The sequence below is a fragment of the Streptomyces atriruber genome (assembly GCF_001418325.1).
GTDB lineage: Bacteria > Actinomycetota > Actinomycetes > Streptomycetales > Streptomycetaceae > Streptomyces > Streptomyces atriruber.
Map to the genome: position 1 here is coordinate 22,317 of NZ_LIPN01000246.1, position 17,893 is coordinate 40,209.

The 17,893-nt window shown below is 70.1% G+C and carries 16 protein-coding genes; 4 read left to right on the forward strand and 12 right to left on the reverse strand.

The genetic code is table 11. From position 1 onward, the window contains the following. Nucleotides 1–52: 52 nt before the first annotated feature. From AOK03_RS24550 to glxA, 3 genes are all read left to right on the forward strand, one after another. A complete protein-coding gene (locus AOK03_RS24550; protein WP_055567507.1) occupies nt 53–766 on the forward strand; it encodes a FadR/GntR family transcriptional regulator in 714 nt (237 codons plus the stop codon). A 299-nt stretch (nt 767–1,065) separates the two neighbouring features. Beyond that, a complete protein-coding gene (locus tag AOK03_RS24555) occupies nt 1,066–3,021 on the forward strand; it encodes a glycosyltransferase family 2 protein (RefSeq protein WP_055567508.1) in 1,956 nt (651 codons plus the stop codon). After that, nucleotides 3,018–4,955: a radical copper oxidase GlxA gene (gene glxA / locus AOK03_RS24560; protein WP_055567509.1), complete on the forward strand. Its 1,938-nt coding sequence runs from the start codon at nt 3,018–3,020 to the stop codon at nt 4,953–4,955. The genes AOK03_RS24555 and glxA overlap by 4 nt, the downstream gene beginning before the upstream one ends. 135 nt (nt 4,956–5,090) lie before the next feature. Here the strand turns inward: glxA and AOK03_RS24565 are convergent, their stop codons facing one another. Beyond that, nucleotides 5,091–6,122: a glycoside hydrolase family 6 protein gene (locus AOK03_RS24565; RefSeq protein WP_055567510.1), complete on the reverse strand. Its 1,032-nt coding sequence runs from the start codon at nt 6,120–6,122 to the stop codon at nt 5,091–5,093. A gap of 157 nt (nt 6,123–6,279) precedes the next feature. Here AOK03_RS24565 and AOK03_RS24570 point away from each other — a divergent pair, with 157 nt between their 5' ends. Then, a complete protein-coding gene (locus AOK03_RS24570) occupies nt 6,280–7,056 on the forward strand; it encodes a GAF and ANTAR domain-containing protein (RefSeq protein WP_055567511.1) in 777 nt (258 codons plus the stop codon). A 302-nt stretch (nt 7,057–7,358) separates the two neighbouring features. On the opposite strand, the gene AOK03_RS24575 is transcribed toward AOK03_RS24570, so the two are convergent. The 11 genes from AOK03_RS24575 to AOK03_RS24625 all read right to left on the reverse strand — a co-directional run bounded on the left by AOK03_RS24575 (nt 7,359) and on the right by AOK03_RS24625 (nt 17,791). After that, the gene (locus AOK03_RS24575) at nt 7,359–8,024 is read right to left on the reverse strand and encodes a class F sortase (RefSeq protein ID WP_055567512.1); all 666 of its coding nucleotides are present in this window, start codon (nt 8,022–8,024) and stop codon (nt 7,359–7,361) included. A gap of 16 nt (nt 8,025–8,040) precedes the next feature. After that, a complete protein-coding gene (locus AOK03_RS24580; RefSeq protein ID WP_063792562.1) occupies nt 8,041–8,586 on the reverse strand; it encodes a hypothetical protein in 546 nt (181 codons plus the stop codon). Between the two features lie 101 nt (nt 8,587–8,687). Continuing rightward, nucleotides 8,688–9,467, reverse strand: a complete 780-nt coding sequence (locus AOK03_RS24585; protein ID WP_055567513.1) for an HAD-IIA family hydrolase — start codon at nt 9,465–9,467, stop codon at nt 8,688–8,690. Nucleotides 9,468–9,538: 71 nt separating this feature from the next. Further along, on the reverse strand, nt 9,539–11,032 hold the full coding sequence (locus AOK03_RS24590) for an alkaline phosphatase family protein (protein ID WP_244177722.1): 1,494 nt from the start codon (nt 11,030–11,032) through the stop codon (nt 9,539–9,541). A 130-nt stretch (nt 11,033–11,162) separates the two neighbouring features. Continuing rightward, the gene (locus AOK03_RS24595) at nt 11,163–12,248 is read right to left on the reverse strand and encodes a 2-aminoethylphosphonate ABC transporter substrate-binding protein (protein ID WP_055567514.1); all 1,086 of its coding nucleotides are present in this window, start codon (nt 12,246–12,248) and stop codon (nt 11,163–11,165) included. Between the two features lie 42 nt (nt 12,249–12,290). Then, entirely contained in the window at nt 12,291–13,088 is a 798-nt protein-coding gene (locus AOK03_RS24600; RefSeq protein WP_055567515.1) for an ABC transporter permease, read from the reverse strand. Next, nucleotides 13,075–13,950 (reverse strand): 2-aminoethylphosphonate ABC transporter permease subunit, encoded by an 876-nt coding sequence (locus tag AOK03_RS24605; RefSeq protein WP_055567516.1) that lies wholly within the window; start codon nt 13,948–13,950, stop codon nt 13,075–13,077. The genes AOK03_RS24600 and AOK03_RS24605 overlap by 14 nt, the downstream gene beginning before the upstream one ends. A gap of 76 nt (nt 13,951–14,026) precedes the next feature. After that, complete coding sequence (locus AOK03_RS24610; protein WP_055567517.1) at nt 14,027–15,079, reverse strand: ABC transporter ATP-binding protein; 1,053 nt, start codon at nt 15,077–15,079, stop codon at nt 14,027–14,029. Continuing rightward, nucleotides 15,079–15,771 (reverse strand): phosphonatase-like hydrolase, encoded by a 693-nt coding sequence (locus AOK03_RS24615; RefSeq protein ID WP_425264405.1) that lies wholly within the window; start codon nt 15,769–15,771, stop codon nt 15,079–15,081. The genes AOK03_RS24610 and AOK03_RS24615 overlap by 1 nt, the downstream gene beginning before the upstream one ends. A 5-nt stretch (nt 15,772–15,776) precedes the next feature. Beyond that, nucleotides 15,777–16,901, reverse strand: a complete 1,125-nt coding sequence (locus tag AOK03_RS24620; protein WP_055567519.1) for a TIGR03364 family FAD-dependent oxidoreductase — start codon at nt 16,899–16,901, stop codon at nt 15,777–15,779. Between the two features lie 137 nt (nt 16,902–17,038). Next, the gene (locus AOK03_RS24625) at nt 17,039–17,791 is read right to left on the reverse strand and encodes a GntR family transcriptional regulator (protein WP_055567524.1); all 753 of its coding nucleotides are present in this window, start codon (nt 17,789–17,791) and stop codon (nt 17,039–17,041) included. Nucleotides 17,792–17,893 lie beyond the last annotated feature (102 nt).

The following is a 17,893-nucleotide window of genomic DNA, read 5'->3' on the forward strand; positions in this document are numbered from 1 at the left end:
GTCGTTCCGGCAGGGGGCCGACCCCCCGTCCGCATACCGCTACCGTGTCGCCATGGCGCGAGACATCCAGGAGCGGATCAAGAAGCTGATCATCGATTCGAGGCTGCCCTCCGGGGCCTCGCTGCCGACCGAGCCCGAGCTGATGGAGCGCCTGGGGGTCAGCAGGAACTCCGTGCGGGAGGCCCTCAAGGCGCTCCAGGCCATGGGCATCGTGGAGATCCGGCACGGTTTCGGTACGTACGTCGGCCCGATGTCGGTCGCACCGATGATCGAGGGCCTCGCCTTCCGCACGGTCGCGGGCCACTACCGCGGTGAGGACAGCCTGCTCCAGCTCCTGGAGTTGCGGGAGGCCGTGGAGACGGGGCTCATCGCGCGCCTCGCGGGCCGCGTACCGGACGGTGACCTGGCCGAACTCGACGCGCTCGTCGCACGGATGGAGGCCGAGGCGGCGTCCGCGGAGGGCGCCGTGCACGCCGAGACAGACCGTGCGTTTCACGCCACGCTGTACCGCTGTCTCGGAAACACCCTCCTCGGCGAGGTTCTGGAGGCTTTTTGGGACGCTTTTCACCGAGTCCGGACGGACCTGGTGGACGTACCGCAGGACCCCAAGATCACCTGCCGTCAGCATCGCGAGATCCTGGAGGCGGTGCGCTCGGGTGACGCCCTCCGCGCTGAGCAGGCCATACGCGAGCACTTCGGCAACATCCGGACCCGTCTGGGCTCACCCGCCCCAGCAGACGCCCCAAATCGCTCGTATGACCGGTAAACCCCTTGTTTCGCTCTTGCGATCATGCCGTAAGGCGTAGAACCCTGTCCTGGAGCCATTGGCTCTCATGAGGCGGGCGATACGGGGCAGTTGGGGGCCCGAGACGACCGCGGCGGGACAGGGACGGGGGTCCCGTTCATGAAGCGATGTCGAGGGGGGCATCATGCAACCGGAAGGTCGTCGTTCCATGTCTAAGGAGACGGTGGCCTGCGACTGATGCGTTCGTGAAGGCCCAGGGGGACCGGAGCGGACGGAACGACCTACTAACACGCGGGGGACCGCGTGCGGGGGGATGACTCATGGCGTCGACGCCGACGGGCGCGCGGCAGAACGACCCATCCGAGACGACACAGCTCAGGGTGCCGTCGCACAGGACGGGTGGGTTCCGAAGAATCAAGAAGACCCTGCCGCGGTACGACTACGAGCACTACAGCCGGCTCGCCGGGCCGCTGACGCAGCCCGACCCGAGCAAGCCGTACAAGGTGAAGTACCGCTCGCTGCTCTCGCAGGAGCCGCACAAGGTACGGGCCGCGCTCATGCTGGGAGCGGCCCCGCTGCTCTCGCTCGTGCTGCTCGGCTGGCTGCTCCAGCCCGAGCACTGGACGAAGCGGGACTACGTCGCGAACGACTGGCTGCCGGTCCTCGACGTCGTCATGCTCATATCGATCGGTCTGATCGAGTTCTTCCGCTGCATGAACGTGCTCTCGAACGCGCACGCGACGCTCGTCGCCCGCGACCCGGTCCCGGTGGTGCCCGAGACCGGCACCAGAGTCGCCTTCCTCACCTCGTTCGTGCCCGGCAAGGAGCCGATCGAGATGGTGACGAAGACGCTGGAGGCCGCGGTCAAGATCCGTCACCGCGGTCTCATGCACGTCTGGCTCCTCGACGAGGGTGACGACCCGGAGGTCAAGGAGGTCTGCCGACGGCTCGGCGTGCACCACTTCTCCCGCAAGGGCGTGGCGAAGTGGAACATGGCGAAGGGCCCGCACCGCGCCAAGACCAAGCACGGCAACTACAACGCCTGGCTCGACGCGCACGGCGACGACTACGACTACTTCGCATCGGTCGACACCGACCACGTCCCGATGCCGAACTACCTGGAGCGGATGCTCGGCTTCTTCCGCGACGAGAACGTCGGCTTCGTCATCGGCCCGCAGGTCTACGGCAACTACGACAACTTCGTCACCAAGGCCGCCGAGTCGCAGCAGTTCCTCTTCCACGCCTTGATCCAGCGGGCGGGCAACGCCTACGGCGCCCCGATGTTCGTCGGCACGTCCAACGCGGTGCGCATCAAGGCCCTGAAGCAGATCGGCGGCCTGTACGACTCGATCACCGAGGACATGGCGACGGGCTTCGAGATCCACCGGGCCACGAACCCGAAGACCGGCAAGAAGTGGAAGTCGGTCTACACCCCGGACGTGCTCGCGGTCGGCGAGGGCCCCAACGCCTGGACGGACTTCTTCACCCAGCAGCTGCGCTGGTCCCGCGGAACGTACGAGACGATCCTCAAGCAGTTCTGGAAGGCGCCGTTCTCGCTGCCGCCCGGCCGTCTCTTCAACTACACGATGATGGTCATCTTCTACCCGATGTCCGCCATGAACTGGATCCTCGCGGCGCTGAGCTGTGCGCTGTTCCTGGGTCTCGGCGCGTCCGGCGTGAACATCGACCCGACCATCTGGCTGATGCTGTACGGCAACGCCTCGGCGCTGCAGATCGGCCTGTACATCTGGAACCGCAGGCACAACGTCTCCCCGCACGAGCCCGAGGGCTCCGGCGGTGTGGCGGGCATGGTGATGTCGGCGCTCTCCGCACCGGTCTACGCGCGCTCGCTGATGGACGCCGCACTGCGCCGCAAGAGCAAGTTCGTGGTCACCCCCAAGGGCGACTCGGCGAGCCCGGACACGCTGTTCGGGACCTTCCGGATCCACCTGTTCTTCATCCTGGTCTTCGGCGCCTCGATGGCCGCCTCCTTCGTGTACGGGCACTCGCACCCCGCGATGATCACGTGGGCGACCTTCGCCCTGCTGATCACGGCCGCGCCGATCTTCGCGTGGCGGTGGGGCATGCGCCAGGACAGGAAGAAGCCCGAGCCCCCGGAGCAGACCGGGATCTCCGGGCTGCCGCCGGCCCCGGAGACGACGGTGCCGCAGCAGCGTGACGCCACGGCGCCCCTGCCGCACGCCCCGCAGCAGAAGCCCAGCTGGGCGTCGCCCGACCAGACCATGCAGATTTCCCTTGGGGGACGTAAGAAATGAAAGACCGTTCCAGCCGCCGCCGCGCCCGCCGCATCGCGATAGGCGCGGCGGTCGTCCTTGCGCTGGCAGGGATGAACGGCCCGTGGCTGTGGCGCGTGGGCTCCGAGAAGTACCACGACTACAAGATCAACAAGCCGGAGTACAAGGCGGACAACGGCCACTGGGAGGTCATCGACTTCCCCGAGGAGTACCGCCAGAACACCATCCACGCGGCGCTGCTGCACACGGGCAAGGTCCTGCTGGTCGCCGGGTCCGGCAACAACCAGAAGAACTTCGACAAGAAGAAGTTCGACACCCGGCTGTGGGACCCGGTCAAGAACACCATCAAGAAGATCCCGACGCCCACCGACCTGTTCTGCACGGGCCACACCCAGCTGGGCAACGGCAACCTGCTCATCGCGGGCGGCACGCAGCGCTACGAGAAGCTGAAGGGCGACATCACCAAGGCCGGCGGCCTGATGGTCGTCCACAACGAGGACCCGGACGAGCCGAAGACGATCCCCGCGGGCACCAAGTTCACCGGCAAGAAGAGCGGCAAGACGTTCGTCTCCCAGGACAACATCCTGGTCGAGAAGGCGAAGAAGGTCTTCGACAAGCAGACCGGCGCGTTCGTGCGCACCGAGCCGGGCCTCGGCCGGGTCTACGTCGAGGCGCAGAAGAGCGGCGCCAAGTACGAGACGGGCACCCAGGACAACTACCGCATCCAGGGCCTGAAGGGCTCCGACACCCGCAACGTCTACGGCATGGCGGAGAAGCTCGCCCTGGACAAGAAGGACTTCCAGGGGATCAAGGACACCTTCGAGTTCGACCCGGTCGCCGAGCGGTACATCAAGGTCGACCCGATGAACGAGGCGCGCTGGTACCCCACGCTGACCACGCTCACCGACGGCAAGATCCTCTCCACCTCGGGCCTCGACGAGATCGGCCAGCTGGTCCCGGGCAAGAACGAGGTGTACGACCCCAAGACCAAGAAGTGGACGTACACCAAGGGCATCCGGCAGTTCCCGACGTACCCGGCGATCTTCCAGATGGCCAACGGCAAGCTCTTCTACTCCGGTTCCAACGCGGGCTACGGCCCGGACGACGTCGGCCGCAAGCCCGGCGTCTGGAATCTGCAGACCAACAAGTGGCAGGGCATCCCGGGGCTGAGCGACCCGAAGCTCATGGAGACCTCCGGCACGGTCGAACTGCCGCCCGCCCAGGACCAGAAGTACATGGTGGTCGGCGGCGGCGGTGTCGGCGAGTCCAAGGAGTCCAGCGAGAAGACCCGCATCGTCGACCTGAAGGCGGACGCCCCGAAGTTCACGGACGGCCCCTCGCTGGAGAAGGGCACGCGCTACCCGCAGATCTCGACGCTGCCCGACGACTCGGTGCTGATCTCCGGCGGCTCCGAGGACTACCGCGGGCGCAGCGACTCCAACATCCACCAGGCGCGGATCTACGACGCCAAGACCGGTGAGATGAAGCGGGTGGCCGACCCCGAGGTGGGGCGCAACTACCACTCCGGTTCGATCCTGCTCCCCGACGGCCGCGTGATGTTCTTCGGCTCCGACTCGCTCTACGCCGACAAGGCCAACACGAAGCCCGGCGTGTTCGAGCAGCGCATCGAGATCTACACGCCGCCGTACCTGTACCACGGTTCGCAGCCGTCGCTGGGCGCGGGGCCCGAGACGATCGCGCGGGGCGGGTCGGGAACGTTCCCGACCAAGCACTCCTCGGCCATCAAGACGGCCCGCCTCATCAAGCCGAGTGCGTCGACGCACGTCACGGACATCGACCAGACGTCGATCGCGCTCGACCTGAAGAAGTCGAAGGACTCGGTGACGGTGACGCTCCCGAAGAACCGGTCCCTGGTGGAGTCGGGCTGGTACATGCTCTTCGTGACGGACGACCAGGGCACGCCGAGCAAGGCGCAGTGGGTGAGGGTGCCTTAGGGGCGCCCGGAGGGCGCTTCAGGGGCGCGGGGAACTGCGCGACAAGCCACGAAACAGCCGCAGTCGCGTCTGCCGGATTACCCGGCAGACGCGACTGCGGCTTCCTTGTGGTTGCTCGCGCAGTTCCCCGCGCCCCTAGCGGGACGCCTTCGCGAGGCCCAACGCGTACTCCGGCCACCACTCGCCCGCCTTCGGGCCGCCCCGGCACGTCCCGTCGGACTCACCGGGCCGCTTGACCCAGAGGTACGCGTCGATGAGCGGGTCGGACGTCTTCGTCGTGGGCGCCTCGCCGAGCGCCCGGCCGGGCGGGTTGCACCAGGGGTCCTTGCCCTTGGTGTAGGGCCCGTTGCCGTTGCGCGCCGTGTCGATGACGAAGGGCTTGTTGCCGATCTTCGCCGACAGTTTCTTGCCGAACTCCGTGCTGACCGCGGTGGTCTGGAAGTTGGAGACGTTCACCGAGAAGCCGTCGGCCTGCTCGACGCCCGACCGCTTCAGGGGCTCCCAGAGGGAGTCGGGGTTCTTCCAGCCCGCGTTGCCCGCGTCCAGGTACACCTTGGTGTTCTTCAGGGACTTGAGCTTGCCGATGGCGCCGTTGAGGAGGTCGTACCGCTCCTCGTGGAACTGCTCGGGCGTGCAGTTGTCGACCATGTGGAGGACCGCGTCGGGCTCCAGGATCACCGTGGCGTGGCGGTCGCCGATGCCCTTGGCGACCTGGTCGACGAAGGCGCGGTACGCGTTGCCGTCGGCCGCGCCGCCGCCCGAGTACTGACCGCAGTCGCGGTGCGGGATGTTGTAGAGGACCAACAGGGCGTCCCGGTCGGCCTTCTCGGCCGCTTCGGTGAAGCCGCGCGCCTGGTCCTCCGCGTTCTCCGGGACGATCCACTCGGCCACCGGCTGCTCGGCGATCTTGCGGATCTGCTCGGCGTCGTCCTTCTTGTCGTCCTTGGAGTACGACTCGACCTGTTTGGCCGCGTTGCCGTCCGGATTGACCCAGTACGGATCCTTGCCCTTGGGCTGCTGCTTCACCGGCGGACTCGACGAATCGCCGTCCGGGTCACCGCCGGAGGAGCACCCGACGAGGAGCAGCGCGGCCCCCGCGAGTGCCACTCCCGTCCGCATCCCCATGGCCGCGAAACCGTGCCCGCGGCCGGTGTTTTTGCGGTACATCCACTCCCCCTCGGGTGCACTGTCCGTTTCTCAATCCTGACACACGTCATCCCTGCCCACGAGGCCCGACCGCCCTGCGCAGAGAGCTGTAGGAGAGCTGTTACAGCCCGCCCGGTCGGGGTAGGCGCAGTGCCGCGGGGAGTGGAGGTGGAGGGGCATGCGAGACCGCGACAGGGAACTGCGGCTTGCGGACGTCCTGGTGGAAACCGCGGATACCCTGACCGACGACTTCGACCTCGAGCGCTATCTGGAGTGGCTCGCGGACCGTTGTGTGGAGCTGGTCGACGCCCGGGGCGTCGGCGTGATGTACACCGGCGGGGACGAAGAGGTGCGCATCGTCCCCTGCGGCCGCCAACAGGCCGCGGTGCGAGGACTGCTGGAGGTCCAGCACTGTGGCGGCCCGTGCGTGGAGAGCTTCGGCACCGGGGAGCCGGTGCCGCCGATGCGGATCTGCCCCGAGGACGCCGGGGCCCGCTGGCCGGAGTTCGCCGAGCGGGCGGGCGAGCAGGGCATCGAGGAGACGTACGCGGTGCCGATCAGGCGGCACGGCACGACGCTCGGCGTGCTCAACATCTTCGTGGCGGCGGCGAATCGGGGCGGGAGGGCGGAACGCCGGATGCCGTCCGAACGCGGGTTGCGGATCGCGCAGGCCCTCGCCAACGCCGCGGCCACGGGCCTCCACAATCACCGCACCCACTCCGCGTACCGGGTGCTCTCCGAACAGCTTCAGACAGCGCTGGACAGTCGCATTCACGTGGAACAAGCCAAGGGCGTACTCGCCGAGCGCTGGAACACCGGCATGGACGAGGCATTCCAGGCGCTGCGGGGCTACGCACGCAGAGAACAGCAGGTCATCGACCTGGTGGCGGCCCAGGTGATCAGGGGCAAGATCGACGCGGAAGCGCTCCGTCGGGGCAGGTCCGAACCTTCCTGATGCAGGTCCCCCACCTGCGGTGATCACGGAGGGAGAAGGGGCCGCGACTTGGCGTCATTCCATCGCCAATGCCTCTAGGCCCAAGCGCGCATTCGTTCTAAAGTCGGTTGCACGGCCCAAGCCCCCGGCCAAGTCGACCATTCCGCAATTCGGGAATGGTCCCCGTACCTCCCGCGCCGGCGCCGGGTTTCTCCCGCAGCTCGTGCGCGCGCGGTCGAGGACCAGCCCGGTCGGCGGCTCCGGGGGGAGCGGGCCGCCGACCGGGCCAGGTACGGGTTGCGTACACGGACTTCCCGGGGCCCTCACGCGCTCACATCGGTGAGGTACGCGGAGACGATCACGTTCGCCGTGTAGGTGCGCGCGTCCTTGTCGAAGGTGCCGCCGCAGGTGATGAGGCGCAGCTCCGCGCGGCCGTCCTCGTGCGGGCCGTACGCCTTCTTCGCGTCGAAGCGGTCGCGGGTGACGACCTGTACGTCCTCCACCGTGAACTCGGCGACCTTGCCGTCGTCCCGGGCGACCTCGACCTTCTCGCCGGGGCGCAGGGTGCTGAGGTCGTAGAAGACGGCGGGCTCGGTCTCGGTGTCGACGTGGCCGACGAAGAGGGCCGCGCCGGGGGCGCCGGGGCGGGTGCCGCCGCCGTACCAGCCGACGGTGCCGGACTGCGCGAAGGGCGGCGGGTCGATCGCGCCGTCGCCGTCCAGGCCGCGAGCCGCCACCGGGGCCCGCACCTTCAGCGACGGCACGTCGACGCGCTCGGGCCTCGCGGGGGTCAACGGCTCGTGCGCGGGCGGAAGTTCGACGCCGAGGGGGCGGCCGACCGCGGCCACGTCGCCCGTGGCGGGCGCGGACATCCCGCCGCGCAGGCCCGCGATGTCGCTGCCCCAGAGGCAGAGGCCGACCAGGAGGACCGCCCAGGCGACTCCGGTCAGGAGCCGACCCGACCCGGACGCGCGTTCAGCGCCGGACATGGTGGCGTCCCGCCCGTCACTCGGAGCGGCGTCGGCGGACGCTGCGGAACGCCACCGCGACGGCGGCGACCCCCGCGAGGATCAGGCCGATCACGGCGTGCCGGGTGCCGGGCCCCGCCTCGTTCGCCTCCGCGGTCGCGGCGGTGGTCAGCTGCGCGGTGCCGCCGCCACCGGCCCGCACCGGGGAGACCGGGTCCGGGTTGTGCCGCTCGATCCGGACGGTGCCCGCACCCTGGTGCGGGTGGCCGTCGCAGGTGACGGTGACGTCGTAGGAGCCGGAGACGCCGTGCTTGATCCGCGCGCTGCCGTTGAGCGCGTACTTGTCGCCGTCACGGCCGGTGAGCTGGGCGTCCCCCTCGAAGGCCCCCGACCCCGCCGTACCGGTCGTGCCGCTGCAGCCCGTCACGCTCACCTCCACGGTGGCGCCGGGCGCGGTGCTTGCCGGGGTGACGGTGGCCCGCACGGAACCTTCGTCGTGGGCCTGGGCCGCGCCTGCGGGGAGGGCGACCGCCAGGGCGACGGCCACTCCTGCCCCACGGAGAGCTAGGGAACGTATACGCATCGTGAACCTCCATATACGAGGTTCACTCGGCGCGGGCGGCTCCGCATCTTGATGCGGCAAACGGGCGGCGGCCCGCCCGCGCCCGGCCCGATCGGATCAGGTCAGATGCGTTCCACCAGGTCCGCGATGGAGTCCACGACGTTCGAGGGCCGGAACGGGTGGCGGTCGATGTCCGACCGGGACGTCAGGCCCGTGAGCACCAGGAACGTCTCCATGCCCGCTTCGAGCCCGGCCAGGACGTCCGTGTCCATGCGGTCGCCGATCATCGCGCTGGTCTCCGAGTGCGCGCCGATCGCGTTCAGCCCGGTCCGCATCATCAGCGGGTTCGGCTTGCCCGCGAAGTAGGGGTTCTTGCCGGTCGCCTTGGTGATCAGTGCCGCGACGGCGCCGGTGGCGGGCAGCGGGCCCTCGGTGGAGGGGCCCGTCTCGTCGGGGTTGGTGCAGATGAAGCGGGCGCCGCCGTTGATGAGGCGGACGGCCTTGGTCATGGCCTCGAAGGAGTACGTGCGGGTCTCGCCGAGGACCACGTAGTCCGGGTCGTGGTCGGTGAGGACGTACCCGATGTCGTGCAGGGCGGTGGTCAGGCCCGCCTCCCCGATGACGTACGCGGTGCCGCCGGGGCGCTGGTCGTCGAGGAACTTGGCGGTGGCCAGCGCGGAGGTCCAGATGTTCTCGACGGGCACTTCGAGGCCCATCCGGGTCAGCCTGGCCTGGAGGTCGCGCGCGGTGTAGATGGAGTTGTTCGTCAGGACCAGGAAGGGCTTGCCCGACTCGCGCAGCTTCTTGATGAAGGCGTCGGCGCCGGGGATCGGCACTCCCTCGTGGATGAGCACGCCGTCCATGTCGGTGAGCCACGATTCGATGGGCTTGCGCTCTGCCATGGGGTGCACTCCTGCGGTGTACGGGGTTGCTGGGGCGCCGGGACAGCGCTGTGCCGACGCCCACAGCCTAATCAGGAACCCGCGATCTTGACCCCGTCGATGGTCCAGTACCAGTTGTTCGCCCCGGTGTAACGGAAATGGACCCTGGCCTTTCGCGCGCCCGCCGGGACCTGGAGCGCGATGTTCTCCACGACGGAGGGGGTGTCCGCCGTGTACGTCTTCACCGCGACCGGGGTGCCCCCGTCGTAGGAGACGAGCACCTCGCCCTTCTGCGGGGCCTCGTGGCGGTAGTACGTCGTGTAGGTGAGCGTCGCCCGCGCCCCGCCCCGCACGTCGTACGAGGGGCTGATCAGCGTCGAGTCGAAGGTGCCCGAGACGGTCCGGTCGCTCCACTCGTCGCCGTCGGCGACCGCGAAGACGCCGCGGGCGCGGATGTTGTTCTCGCGCCGCTGGTCGCGCTCGGCCTTGGTCCAGAACTCGTCCGTCGTGAAGGACCAGCCGCGCCACTCGGTGACGCCGCCGGTGCCCATCTTCGCGTTGTCGACGGTCCAGCCGCTCGGCGGTGTGTGCGTGAAGCCGATGACGCCGGAGCCGATGCCGCCCTCGTCCACGGGTCCGCCCAGCGCGGGGCGCAGGGCGTCGAAGTCGTCGGGCCGCGGCTGCTGGACGGGGCGGCCGTCCAGGCCCCAGGCCGGGTCGATGGCGATGCCGAGGTGGGCGAGGGCGGTCGCGGCGACGTCGGGCATGCGGACGTCGTGGCGGACGGAGCCTCGGGTGATCGTGGGGCCGGTGGCGATCAGGAACGTCTGGCGCTCGGCCCAGCTGGAGCCGCCGTGGCCGCCCGCGTCGGTGTGCCCGTGGTCGGCGGTGATCATGACGAGCCAGTCCTCGTTCCCGTACGTGGCGCGGGACTTGACGGCGGCGAGGAGCTGCCCGACCTGGGTGTCGACGCCGTGCAGCGCATCGAGGTAGGCCTGACTGGCCGCGCCGCTGTCGTGGCCCGCGTGGTCGACGTTGTCGAGCTGGACGAAGACCGCGTCGGGGTTGCCCTTGCCGAGCTCGGCGACGGCGCGTGCCGTGGTGCCCGTGTCGTACTCGGCGGACGGAGTGGAGACCCGGGTGTCGACCTTCGCGGAGAAGATGATGTCGGTGATGGGGTTCCAGGACGCGACGGCGTACGTCCGCAGGCCGGGCTTCGCCGCCTCGACGCGGGTCATGAAGTCCGGGTAGGCGGCGAGCTGGTGCCCGGTGAACTCGTTGTTCACGACCTTGTGCTTGTCGGGCCAGACGCCGGTGATGAGCGTCGACCAGCCGGGCCCCGACGAGGTGGGCGCGAGCGGGTTGGCGTAGAGGGCGCTGGGCGCGGTGAGGCCCGCGGCCATCAGGCCCTTGAGGGTGGGGGTGTCGGCGTCCTCGACCCTGTTGAGCAGGGCGCCGTCGAGGCCTACGACCAGGACCTTGGGGGTCTTGGCGGCGGCTCTGGCGGTGGCCGCGAGGGGCCCTGCGGCGAGGGCGGCGGCCGCGGTGGAGACGAGCAGTGAGCGGCGGGTGATGCGTGACGACACGTGGTCCTCCGGAAGACGTGGTGGGGGGGGCGGCGCACGCCAACGCCCCCGGAGAACCAGGGGCGTTGGGCCCATACCCGTTATCTTTTCGCTACCGAACCCCTGGGGCCAGGGGTGCGACGGTGAACTGTCAGCTACCGGTCGCCGACTTCCAGTCCTCCACGTACGACCGGAGGTTCTCTGAGACGTCCGCCCAGTCCGGCTCGAAGATCTCCACGCCGTCGATGATCTTGTCGAGGGCGATGGCGTTGGCGTCGGTGGCCTTGATGTCCTTGCGGGCCGGGAAGCCGCCGCCGATCTCGCTGACCTGCCGCTGCGCCGCCTGACCGAGCATGAAGTCGAGGAACTTCTTCGCGTTGGCGTTGTGCGGGGCCTTGCTGACGAGCCCGGCCGCATAAGGCAGTGCGAAGGTCGTGGGCCTGTCCGGGTTCTTCGCGGTGGCGGGGAACCAGATGCCGAGGTTCGGCATGTCCTTGGACTGCGCGTAGTTCATCTGGACGTCGCCGTTGGCGGCGAGCAGCTCGCCCTTGTCGACCTTGGGCGCGAGCTTGCCGGTGGAGGCGGACGGGCCGACGTTGTTGGTCTGCAGCTTCTTCAGGTACGCCATCGCCGGCTCCTTGCCGCCGAAGTCGTGCATCGCCTTGATGAGGACGGCGGTGCCGTCGCCCGCGACGCCGGGCGTGGAGTACTGCACCTTGTTCTTGTACGCGCCGTCGGTGAGGTCCTCCCACGTCTTGGGCGCCTTGCCACCGGCCGGTTCCTTCTTGTTGTAGATGAACCCGAAGTAGTTCTTCACCACGGAGGTCCACTTGCCGTCGGCGGCCTTGTCGGCGCCGTCGACCTGGTCCGAACCCTTGGGCTCGTAGGCCTGCAACAGGCCCTTCTCGTCGGCCTGCTGGATGAAGGGCGGCAGGGTGATCAGGACGTCGGCCTGCGTGTTGGACTTCTCGCGGACGGCGCGCTGCACCATCTCGCCGGAGCCGCCCTCCACGTAGTTCACCTTGATGCCGGTCTTCTTCTCGAAGTCCTTGAAGACCCGGTCGTACCAGCCGTCGCCGTTCTCGCCCTTGAGGCCGTCGGCGCTGTAGACGGTGACGACCTTGTCGTCGGAGGCGGCGGAGCTGCCGCCGCACGCGGTGAGGGATCCGGCGAGGACGAGGCCGCCGGTGACGGCGGCGACCGTGCGCAGGCGCGGGGCTCGGATAAGGCGGGACATGACGTTTCGTACTCCTTGAAGAACCGTGGGACGGGGGCGAGTTCAGCGGTAGGAGGCGCGGGTGCGGATGCGGGAGACGGCCAGCAGCACGAGCAGCGTGGCCGCCATGAGGACGGTCGCGACGGCGGCGCCGGTGAAGGTGGAGCCGCGGTCGGTGGCCGCGTAGATCCGCACGGGCAGCGGCATCCAGTCCGGCGGGTAGAGCATCATCGTGGCGCTCAACTCGCCCATGGACAGGGCGAAGCAGAGCCCGGCGGCCGCGTTCAGGGACGGCAGCAGGAGTGGCAGCTTCACCCGCCACAGGACGTACGAGGGGCGGGCGCCGAGTGAGGCGGCGGCCTGTTCGTACGCCGGGTCGAGACGCACGATGGCAGCCGAGACCGACTGGTGGGCGAACGCCGTGACAAGAATGGCGTGCGCGAGGATCACGATCGAGCTCGTGCCGTTGAGGATCATCGGCGGCTTGGAGAACGCGACGAGGACCGCGAGGCCGACGACCACGGACGGCACGGCGACGGGCAGCACGAACAGCGCGTCGAGGAACTTCTTGCCGCCCCGCTTCAGCGAGGCACCGGCGAGCGCCGCCCAGGACCCGACGGCGAGCGCGAGCAGGCTGGCGGCGACCGCGGTGACGAGGCTGGTGGTGAGGGCCCGCAGCGAGTCGCCGCGGGTCGCCGACGCGTAGTGCTCACCGGTGAAGCCGGACGGGAAGGCGCCCGACCAGTGCTCGGCGAACGACGCCATGAGGATCACGAGCAGCGGCAGCGCGAACAGCGGCAGGAAGAGCACGAAGAACAGGGCCCAGGTGGCCCACTTCCCCTTGCGGCTATGCACCAACACGACGGCTCACCACCCGGTAGAGGCCGTACAGGCCCACGGAGATCGCGATGTTGACGACGGCGACGACACACGCCGCCGGATAGTCGGACTCGAGGATCGCCTTGCTGTAGACGAGCATCGGGAGGGTCGTGACCCCTTTCGCCCCCGTGAAGAGGACGATCCCGAACTCGTTGAGACACATGACGAGGACGAGGCTGCCGCCGGCCGCGAGCGCGGGCAGCGCCTCGGGCAGGATGACGCGGCGCACGATGCGGGCGGGCCGGGCGCCGAGGCTGGCGGCGACCTCGATCTGCGCGGTGTCGATCTGCGAGAACGCGGCGAGCAGGGGCCGCATCACGAAGGGCGTGAAGTACGTGATCTCGGCGAGCAGCACGCCCCACGGGGTGGTCAGGAACTGGAACGGCCCCTCGGCGGCGCCCGTCGCGTCCGTCCACACGCCGTTGGCCATGCCCTTGGTCCCGTAGACGAAGAGGAGGGCCAGGGTGATCAGGAAGGACGGGAAGGAGAGGAAGACGTCGATGAACTTCGCGACGGCCTTTCCGCCGGGGAACGGCACGAAGGCGATGACCAGCGCGAGCGCGAACCCGAGGACGAGACATCCCACGGTCGCGCCGAGCGCCAGCCACACGGTGGTCCCGAGCGCCTCCCGGAACGCCTCGGAGGCGAACACGTCGGAGTAGGGCTGGAGGGAGGTGCCGCCGGTGTCGGGCCGCACGGACTGCTGCGCGACGAGGAAGAGGGGGTAGAGGAAGAAGAGCCCGAGGAGGGCGACGGGGGGCAGGGCCCACAGGAGAGCGGGCACCTTGCGGGCCCGTACCCCGGTTCCGCCGGCGGCTGGTGGGGCCTGCGCCGCTGTGGGCATGCGTTCCGCCGGGGCGGATCCCGACCCGCCGACAGCCCCCGGTGCCGGTTCACTTCTCGCGAGGCGCTCGGCAGGACTACCCATCGGTCACCCCTCCGGAAAGGAGCACCGCGTCCTCGGGCGCGAAGTGCACGGTGACCGTGTCCCCGATGGCGGGCGGGGTCCGGAGTTCGCGGACGTCCGCCTTCACCCGCTCCCCCGCGACATCGACGTACAACCGGTGGGTGGCGCCCCGCCATTGGACCTCGGTGACCCGGCCGGTGAGGGCGTTCGGCCCCTCCCCGAGACCCACCAGGTGCGGCCGCACGCACAGCGTGGCCGTCACCCCGGCGGCCACGCCCCCCGTGTCGACCTTGAGCTCGGTCCCGCCGAGGGTCACGCCTCCCGTCCCCACCGTCACCGCGAGGAGGTTCGCGTTGCCCACGAAGGACGCGGTGAACTCCGTGCGGGGCGCCCGGTAGAGCTCCTGCGGCGTGCCGCAGTCCTGCAGCCGGGCCCGGTCCATGACGGCGATCCGGTCGGCCAGGGTGAGCGCCTCGACCTGGTCGTGGGTGACGTACAGGATCGAGACGTCCGGCAACTCCCGGTGCAGCCGCGCGAGTTCCGCCAGCATCCCCGACCGCAGCTGCGCGTCCAGCGCGGACAGCGGCTCGTCGAGGAGCAGCACCCCCGGCCGGATGGCGAGCGCCCGCGCGATGGCGACCCGCTGCTGCTGCCCGCCGGACAGCTCGCGCGGATACCGCTTGGCGTACGCGGCCATCCCCGTCATCTCCAGGGCCTCGGCGACCCGCCCGGGGATCTCGCCCTTGGCTGCCTTCTGCGCCTTCAGGCCGAAGGCGACGTTGTCCTCGACCCGCATGTGCGGGAAGAGCGCGTACTGCTGCACGACCATGCCGATGCCCCGCTGGTGCGGCGGCAGGTCCGTGACGTCGCGCTCCCCGATGAACACCCGCCCGGACGCGGGCCGCACGAACCCCGCGACGGCCCGCAGCGCGGTGGTCTTGCCGGACCCGGAGGGCCCGAGCAGGGCCATGACCTCGCCGGGCTCCACGGTCAGGTCGAGGGAGTCCAGGACGGTGTTCCCGTCGTACGCGACGGACACCCGGTCGAAGCGGATGCCGCTGCTCATCAGCCGACTCCCCTGAGTATCGCGGGCAGTTCGGCGACGGAGCCGAGCACGTGGGTGGCACCGGCCTCACGGAGCACGGCGTCGCCGTGGGCGCCGGTGAGCACCCCGGCGACGACGGAGGCGCCCGCCCGCACGCCGCTGAGCATGTCGTACGCCGTGTCGCCCGCGACCGCCACGTTCCGCACGCCGTCCGCGGCGCCGGTCCGCAGGAAGGCGCTGAGCACCATGTCCGGGTAGGGGCGCCCGCGGCCGCCCGCGTCGGCGGGGCAGAGGGTCAGCTCGACGAGGTCGCGCCAGCCGAGCGCGTCGAGGATGGCGTCCTGGGTGACGCGGGCGAATCCGGTGGTCAGGACGACGGTCCTGCCGTCCTCCTTGAGCTCCTCGATGGCCTCGCGCGCCCCGGGGACGGGTGCGATGCGGCCGCCGTCGACGAGCGTCCCGTACGCCTTCTCGAAGGCGGTGTTCGCCTGCCGGGCGAGCGCCTCCTCGCCGAAGAGGTGCCGGAAGACGGAGATCTTGGACTCGCCCATCGTGGCGCGTACGTACTCCAGCTTCGCCGCGTGGTCGGCGGAGTCCGGCTCGACGCCGAGCTCCCGCGCGGCGGCGGCGAAGGCCTGCTCGACGAGGCCGCCGTCGGCGACGGTGGTCCCCGCCATGTCCAGTACGACGAGGTCCGTGCGGTGCGTGCTCAATTCGTTCACCATCCCAGCTGGTTCGCGGTCTTCTCGGCGATGGCGGGCGAGCAGGTCATGCCGCGCCCGCCGGGCCCGGTGACCAGCCACACGCCCGGGCGCAGCTCCTGCCGGTGCACGACCCGGCTGGTGTCGACGCACTGCGCGTACACCCCGGCCCAGCGCCGCCTGATCTTCGGCAGCGGGCGGCCGAGGAAGCCCTCGACGACCTCGGTGAGGTGGTCGTAGGGGTCCTCGACGGTGTCGAAGGCGAAGGGGTGCTCGTACTCGTGGGTGTCGCCGATGGTCAGGCCGCCGTCCTTGCGCTGCACCATGAGCAGCTGCATCTTGTGCGCGGCGGCGGTCGGGGTCTGCGCCTGTCCGGCGTTGAGCGCGTCCAGGGCGTCCGACTTGTACGCCGGGTAGTAGCGGAAGCTGTCCGCGTCGGCGACGGAGGTGGTGAGCGGTTCACCGAGCGGCTCGGTCTGCATCATCTGCAGCCGTACGCGGCGCACGGGCAGGTCGGGTCCGGCCAGCTCGCGGACGAGCCCGCCGAGCCAGGCGCCGGTGGCGAGCACGACGACGTCACCGGTGTGCACGTCGCCGTGGTCGTCGCGGACGCTGCCGGTGCCGACCACCTCGCGGACCTCGCGGCCCGGCAGGAAGGTGTAGCGCGGCGACTTCAGCAGGGCCTCGCGCAGCCTCAGCTGGGCGGTGCGCGGTTCCACGGCGGCATCCCGCTCGCACCACAGGGCCGCGCTGAACTCGCCGCGCAGGGCCGGGTTGACCTCGCGCGCCTCCTCGGCGCCGAGCAGTTCGTAGCCGCGGGCGGCCGCGTCCGGGCGGGCGAGCGCCGCCTCGGCGACGGCGCGCTCGCGCTCGCCCCGCACCAGGGTCAGCGAGCCGATGGCCCGGAAGCCGAGGCCCGGCACGCGTTCGCCGATGCCCTCCCAGAGCTCCCTGGCACGCAGCGCGGTGTCGAGCTCCTCGCCGCCCGCGCGGCCGCTCACCCAAATCTGTCCGAAGTTGCGCAGCGACGCCCCGCGGGCCTCGCTCTCGCGCTCGATCTGTACGACCTCGTGGCCGCGCTCCACTGCGTGCCAGGCGTGCATGGTTCCCACCACGCCGGCTCCTACGACGATGACTCTCACGACGGCAACGCTGCTGGGGACCGGTGACCCGCGCGGGGCGGGTGGGCAACGGGACGGTGAACGCCCACCCAAGCTTGGACTAGACCCGTTACCTTTCAGTGACCTTCCGGCCGACCGGACCGCCCCGAGGGAACCGTTCAGCCAGACCCGAGATGAGTGGTGAAGGAGAACCGGTCCCCGCGGTAGAGCGTGCGCACACGCTCCAGCGGCCGACCGGCCGTGTCCCGGGACAACCGGTGGATCAGCAGCATGGGCAGCGCGGGCGGCGTCCCGATGAGGAGCGCCTCGCGCGGAGTGGCCAGGACCGTCTCGATCCGCTCGTCGGCGTCCCCGAAGGCGATGCCGAGGCTGTCGCGCAGGTACGCGTAGAAGGAGGAGTCGGGCTCGAAGTCGGCGTCGAGGCGCGGCACGCGGGCCACGGAGACGTAGGTGCTCTCCAGGCCGACCCGCTCGTCGTCGGCGAGCAGCACGCGCTCCATGTGCCAGACGGGCTCGCCCGGTTCGGCGTCGATCTCGGCGGCGAGCGCGACGGGGCAGGGGAAGCGGTCGAGGGAGATGAGATTGCGGCCGGGCGTACGCCCCTGGCGCCGCACGCCTTCCGTGTAGCTCGCCAGCGACAGCGGCTGCTCCAGCTTGGGACCGGCGACGACCGTGCCGCGCCCCTGCCTGCGCAGCCGCCCCTCCAGGAGCAGTTCGCGCAATGCCTGGCGCACGGTCTCCCGCGCCACTTCGTACCGCTCGGCGAGGTCCCGCTCGGTGGGCAGCGCCTGCCCGTCCCCCAACTCCTCGATGAGCCCCGCGATCCTGGCCTTCACGGCGTAGTACTTCGGAATGCGCCCGTGCTCGGGAATGCCGGACCGGATGGGCGCGCCCGGCGCCTGCTCCAGCAGATGGGCGGGAAGCTGCGGGGAGGCGTGCGCGGAGGCGGGTACGGGGTTCGGGTTGTCCACCTGGGGATGTTCGCAGACGTACGTGAACGGGTGGGTGAACGC

Excerpts from the sequence above, each read along its gene's own strand:
- AOK03_RS24610 (WP_055567517.1), bottom strand. The coding sequence starts at position 15,079 with ATGAGCAGCGGCATCCGCTTCGACCGGGTGTCCGTCGCGTACGACGGG.
- AOK03_RS24575 (WP_055567512.1), bottom strand. The coding sequence starts at position 8,024 with ATGTCCGGCGCTGAACGCGCGTCCGGGTCGGGTCGGCTCCTGACCGGA.
- glxA (WP_055567509.1), top strand. The coding sequence starts at position 3,018 with ATGAAAGACCGTTCCAGCCGCCGCCGCGCCCGCCGCATCGCGATAGGC.
- AOK03_RS24570 (WP_055567511.1), top strand. The coding sequence starts at position 6,280 with ATGCGAGACCGCGACAGGGAACTGCGGCTTGCGGACGTCCTGGTGGAA.
- AOK03_RS24550 (WP_055567507.1), top strand. The coding sequence starts at position 53 with ATGGCGCGAGACATCCAGGAGCGGATCAAGAAGCTGATCATCGATTCG.
- AOK03_RS24605 (WP_055567516.1), bottom strand. The coding sequence starts at position 13,950 with ATGCCCACAGCGGCGCAGGCCCCACCAGCCGCCGGCGGAACCGGGGTA.
- AOK03_RS24555 (WP_055567508.1), top strand. The coding sequence starts at position 1,066 with ATGGCGTCGACGCCGACGGGCGCGCGGCAGAACGACCCATCCGAGACG.
- AOK03_RS24565 (WP_055567510.1), bottom strand. The coding sequence starts at position 6,122 with ATGTACCGCAAAAACACCGGCCGCGGGCACGGTTTCGCGGCCATGGGG.
- AOK03_RS24585 (WP_055567513.1), bottom strand. The coding sequence starts at position 9,467 with ATGGCAGAGCGCAAGCCCATCGAATCGTGGCTCACCGACATGGACGGC.
- AOK03_RS24580 (WP_063792562.1), bottom strand. The coding sequence starts at position 8,586 with ATGCGTATACGTTCCCTAGCTCTCCGTGGGGCAGGAGTGGCCGTCGCC.
- AOK03_RS24595 (WP_055567514.1), bottom strand. The coding sequence starts at position 12,248 with ATGTCCCGCCTTATCCGAGCCCCGCGCCTGCGCACGGTCGCCGCCGTC.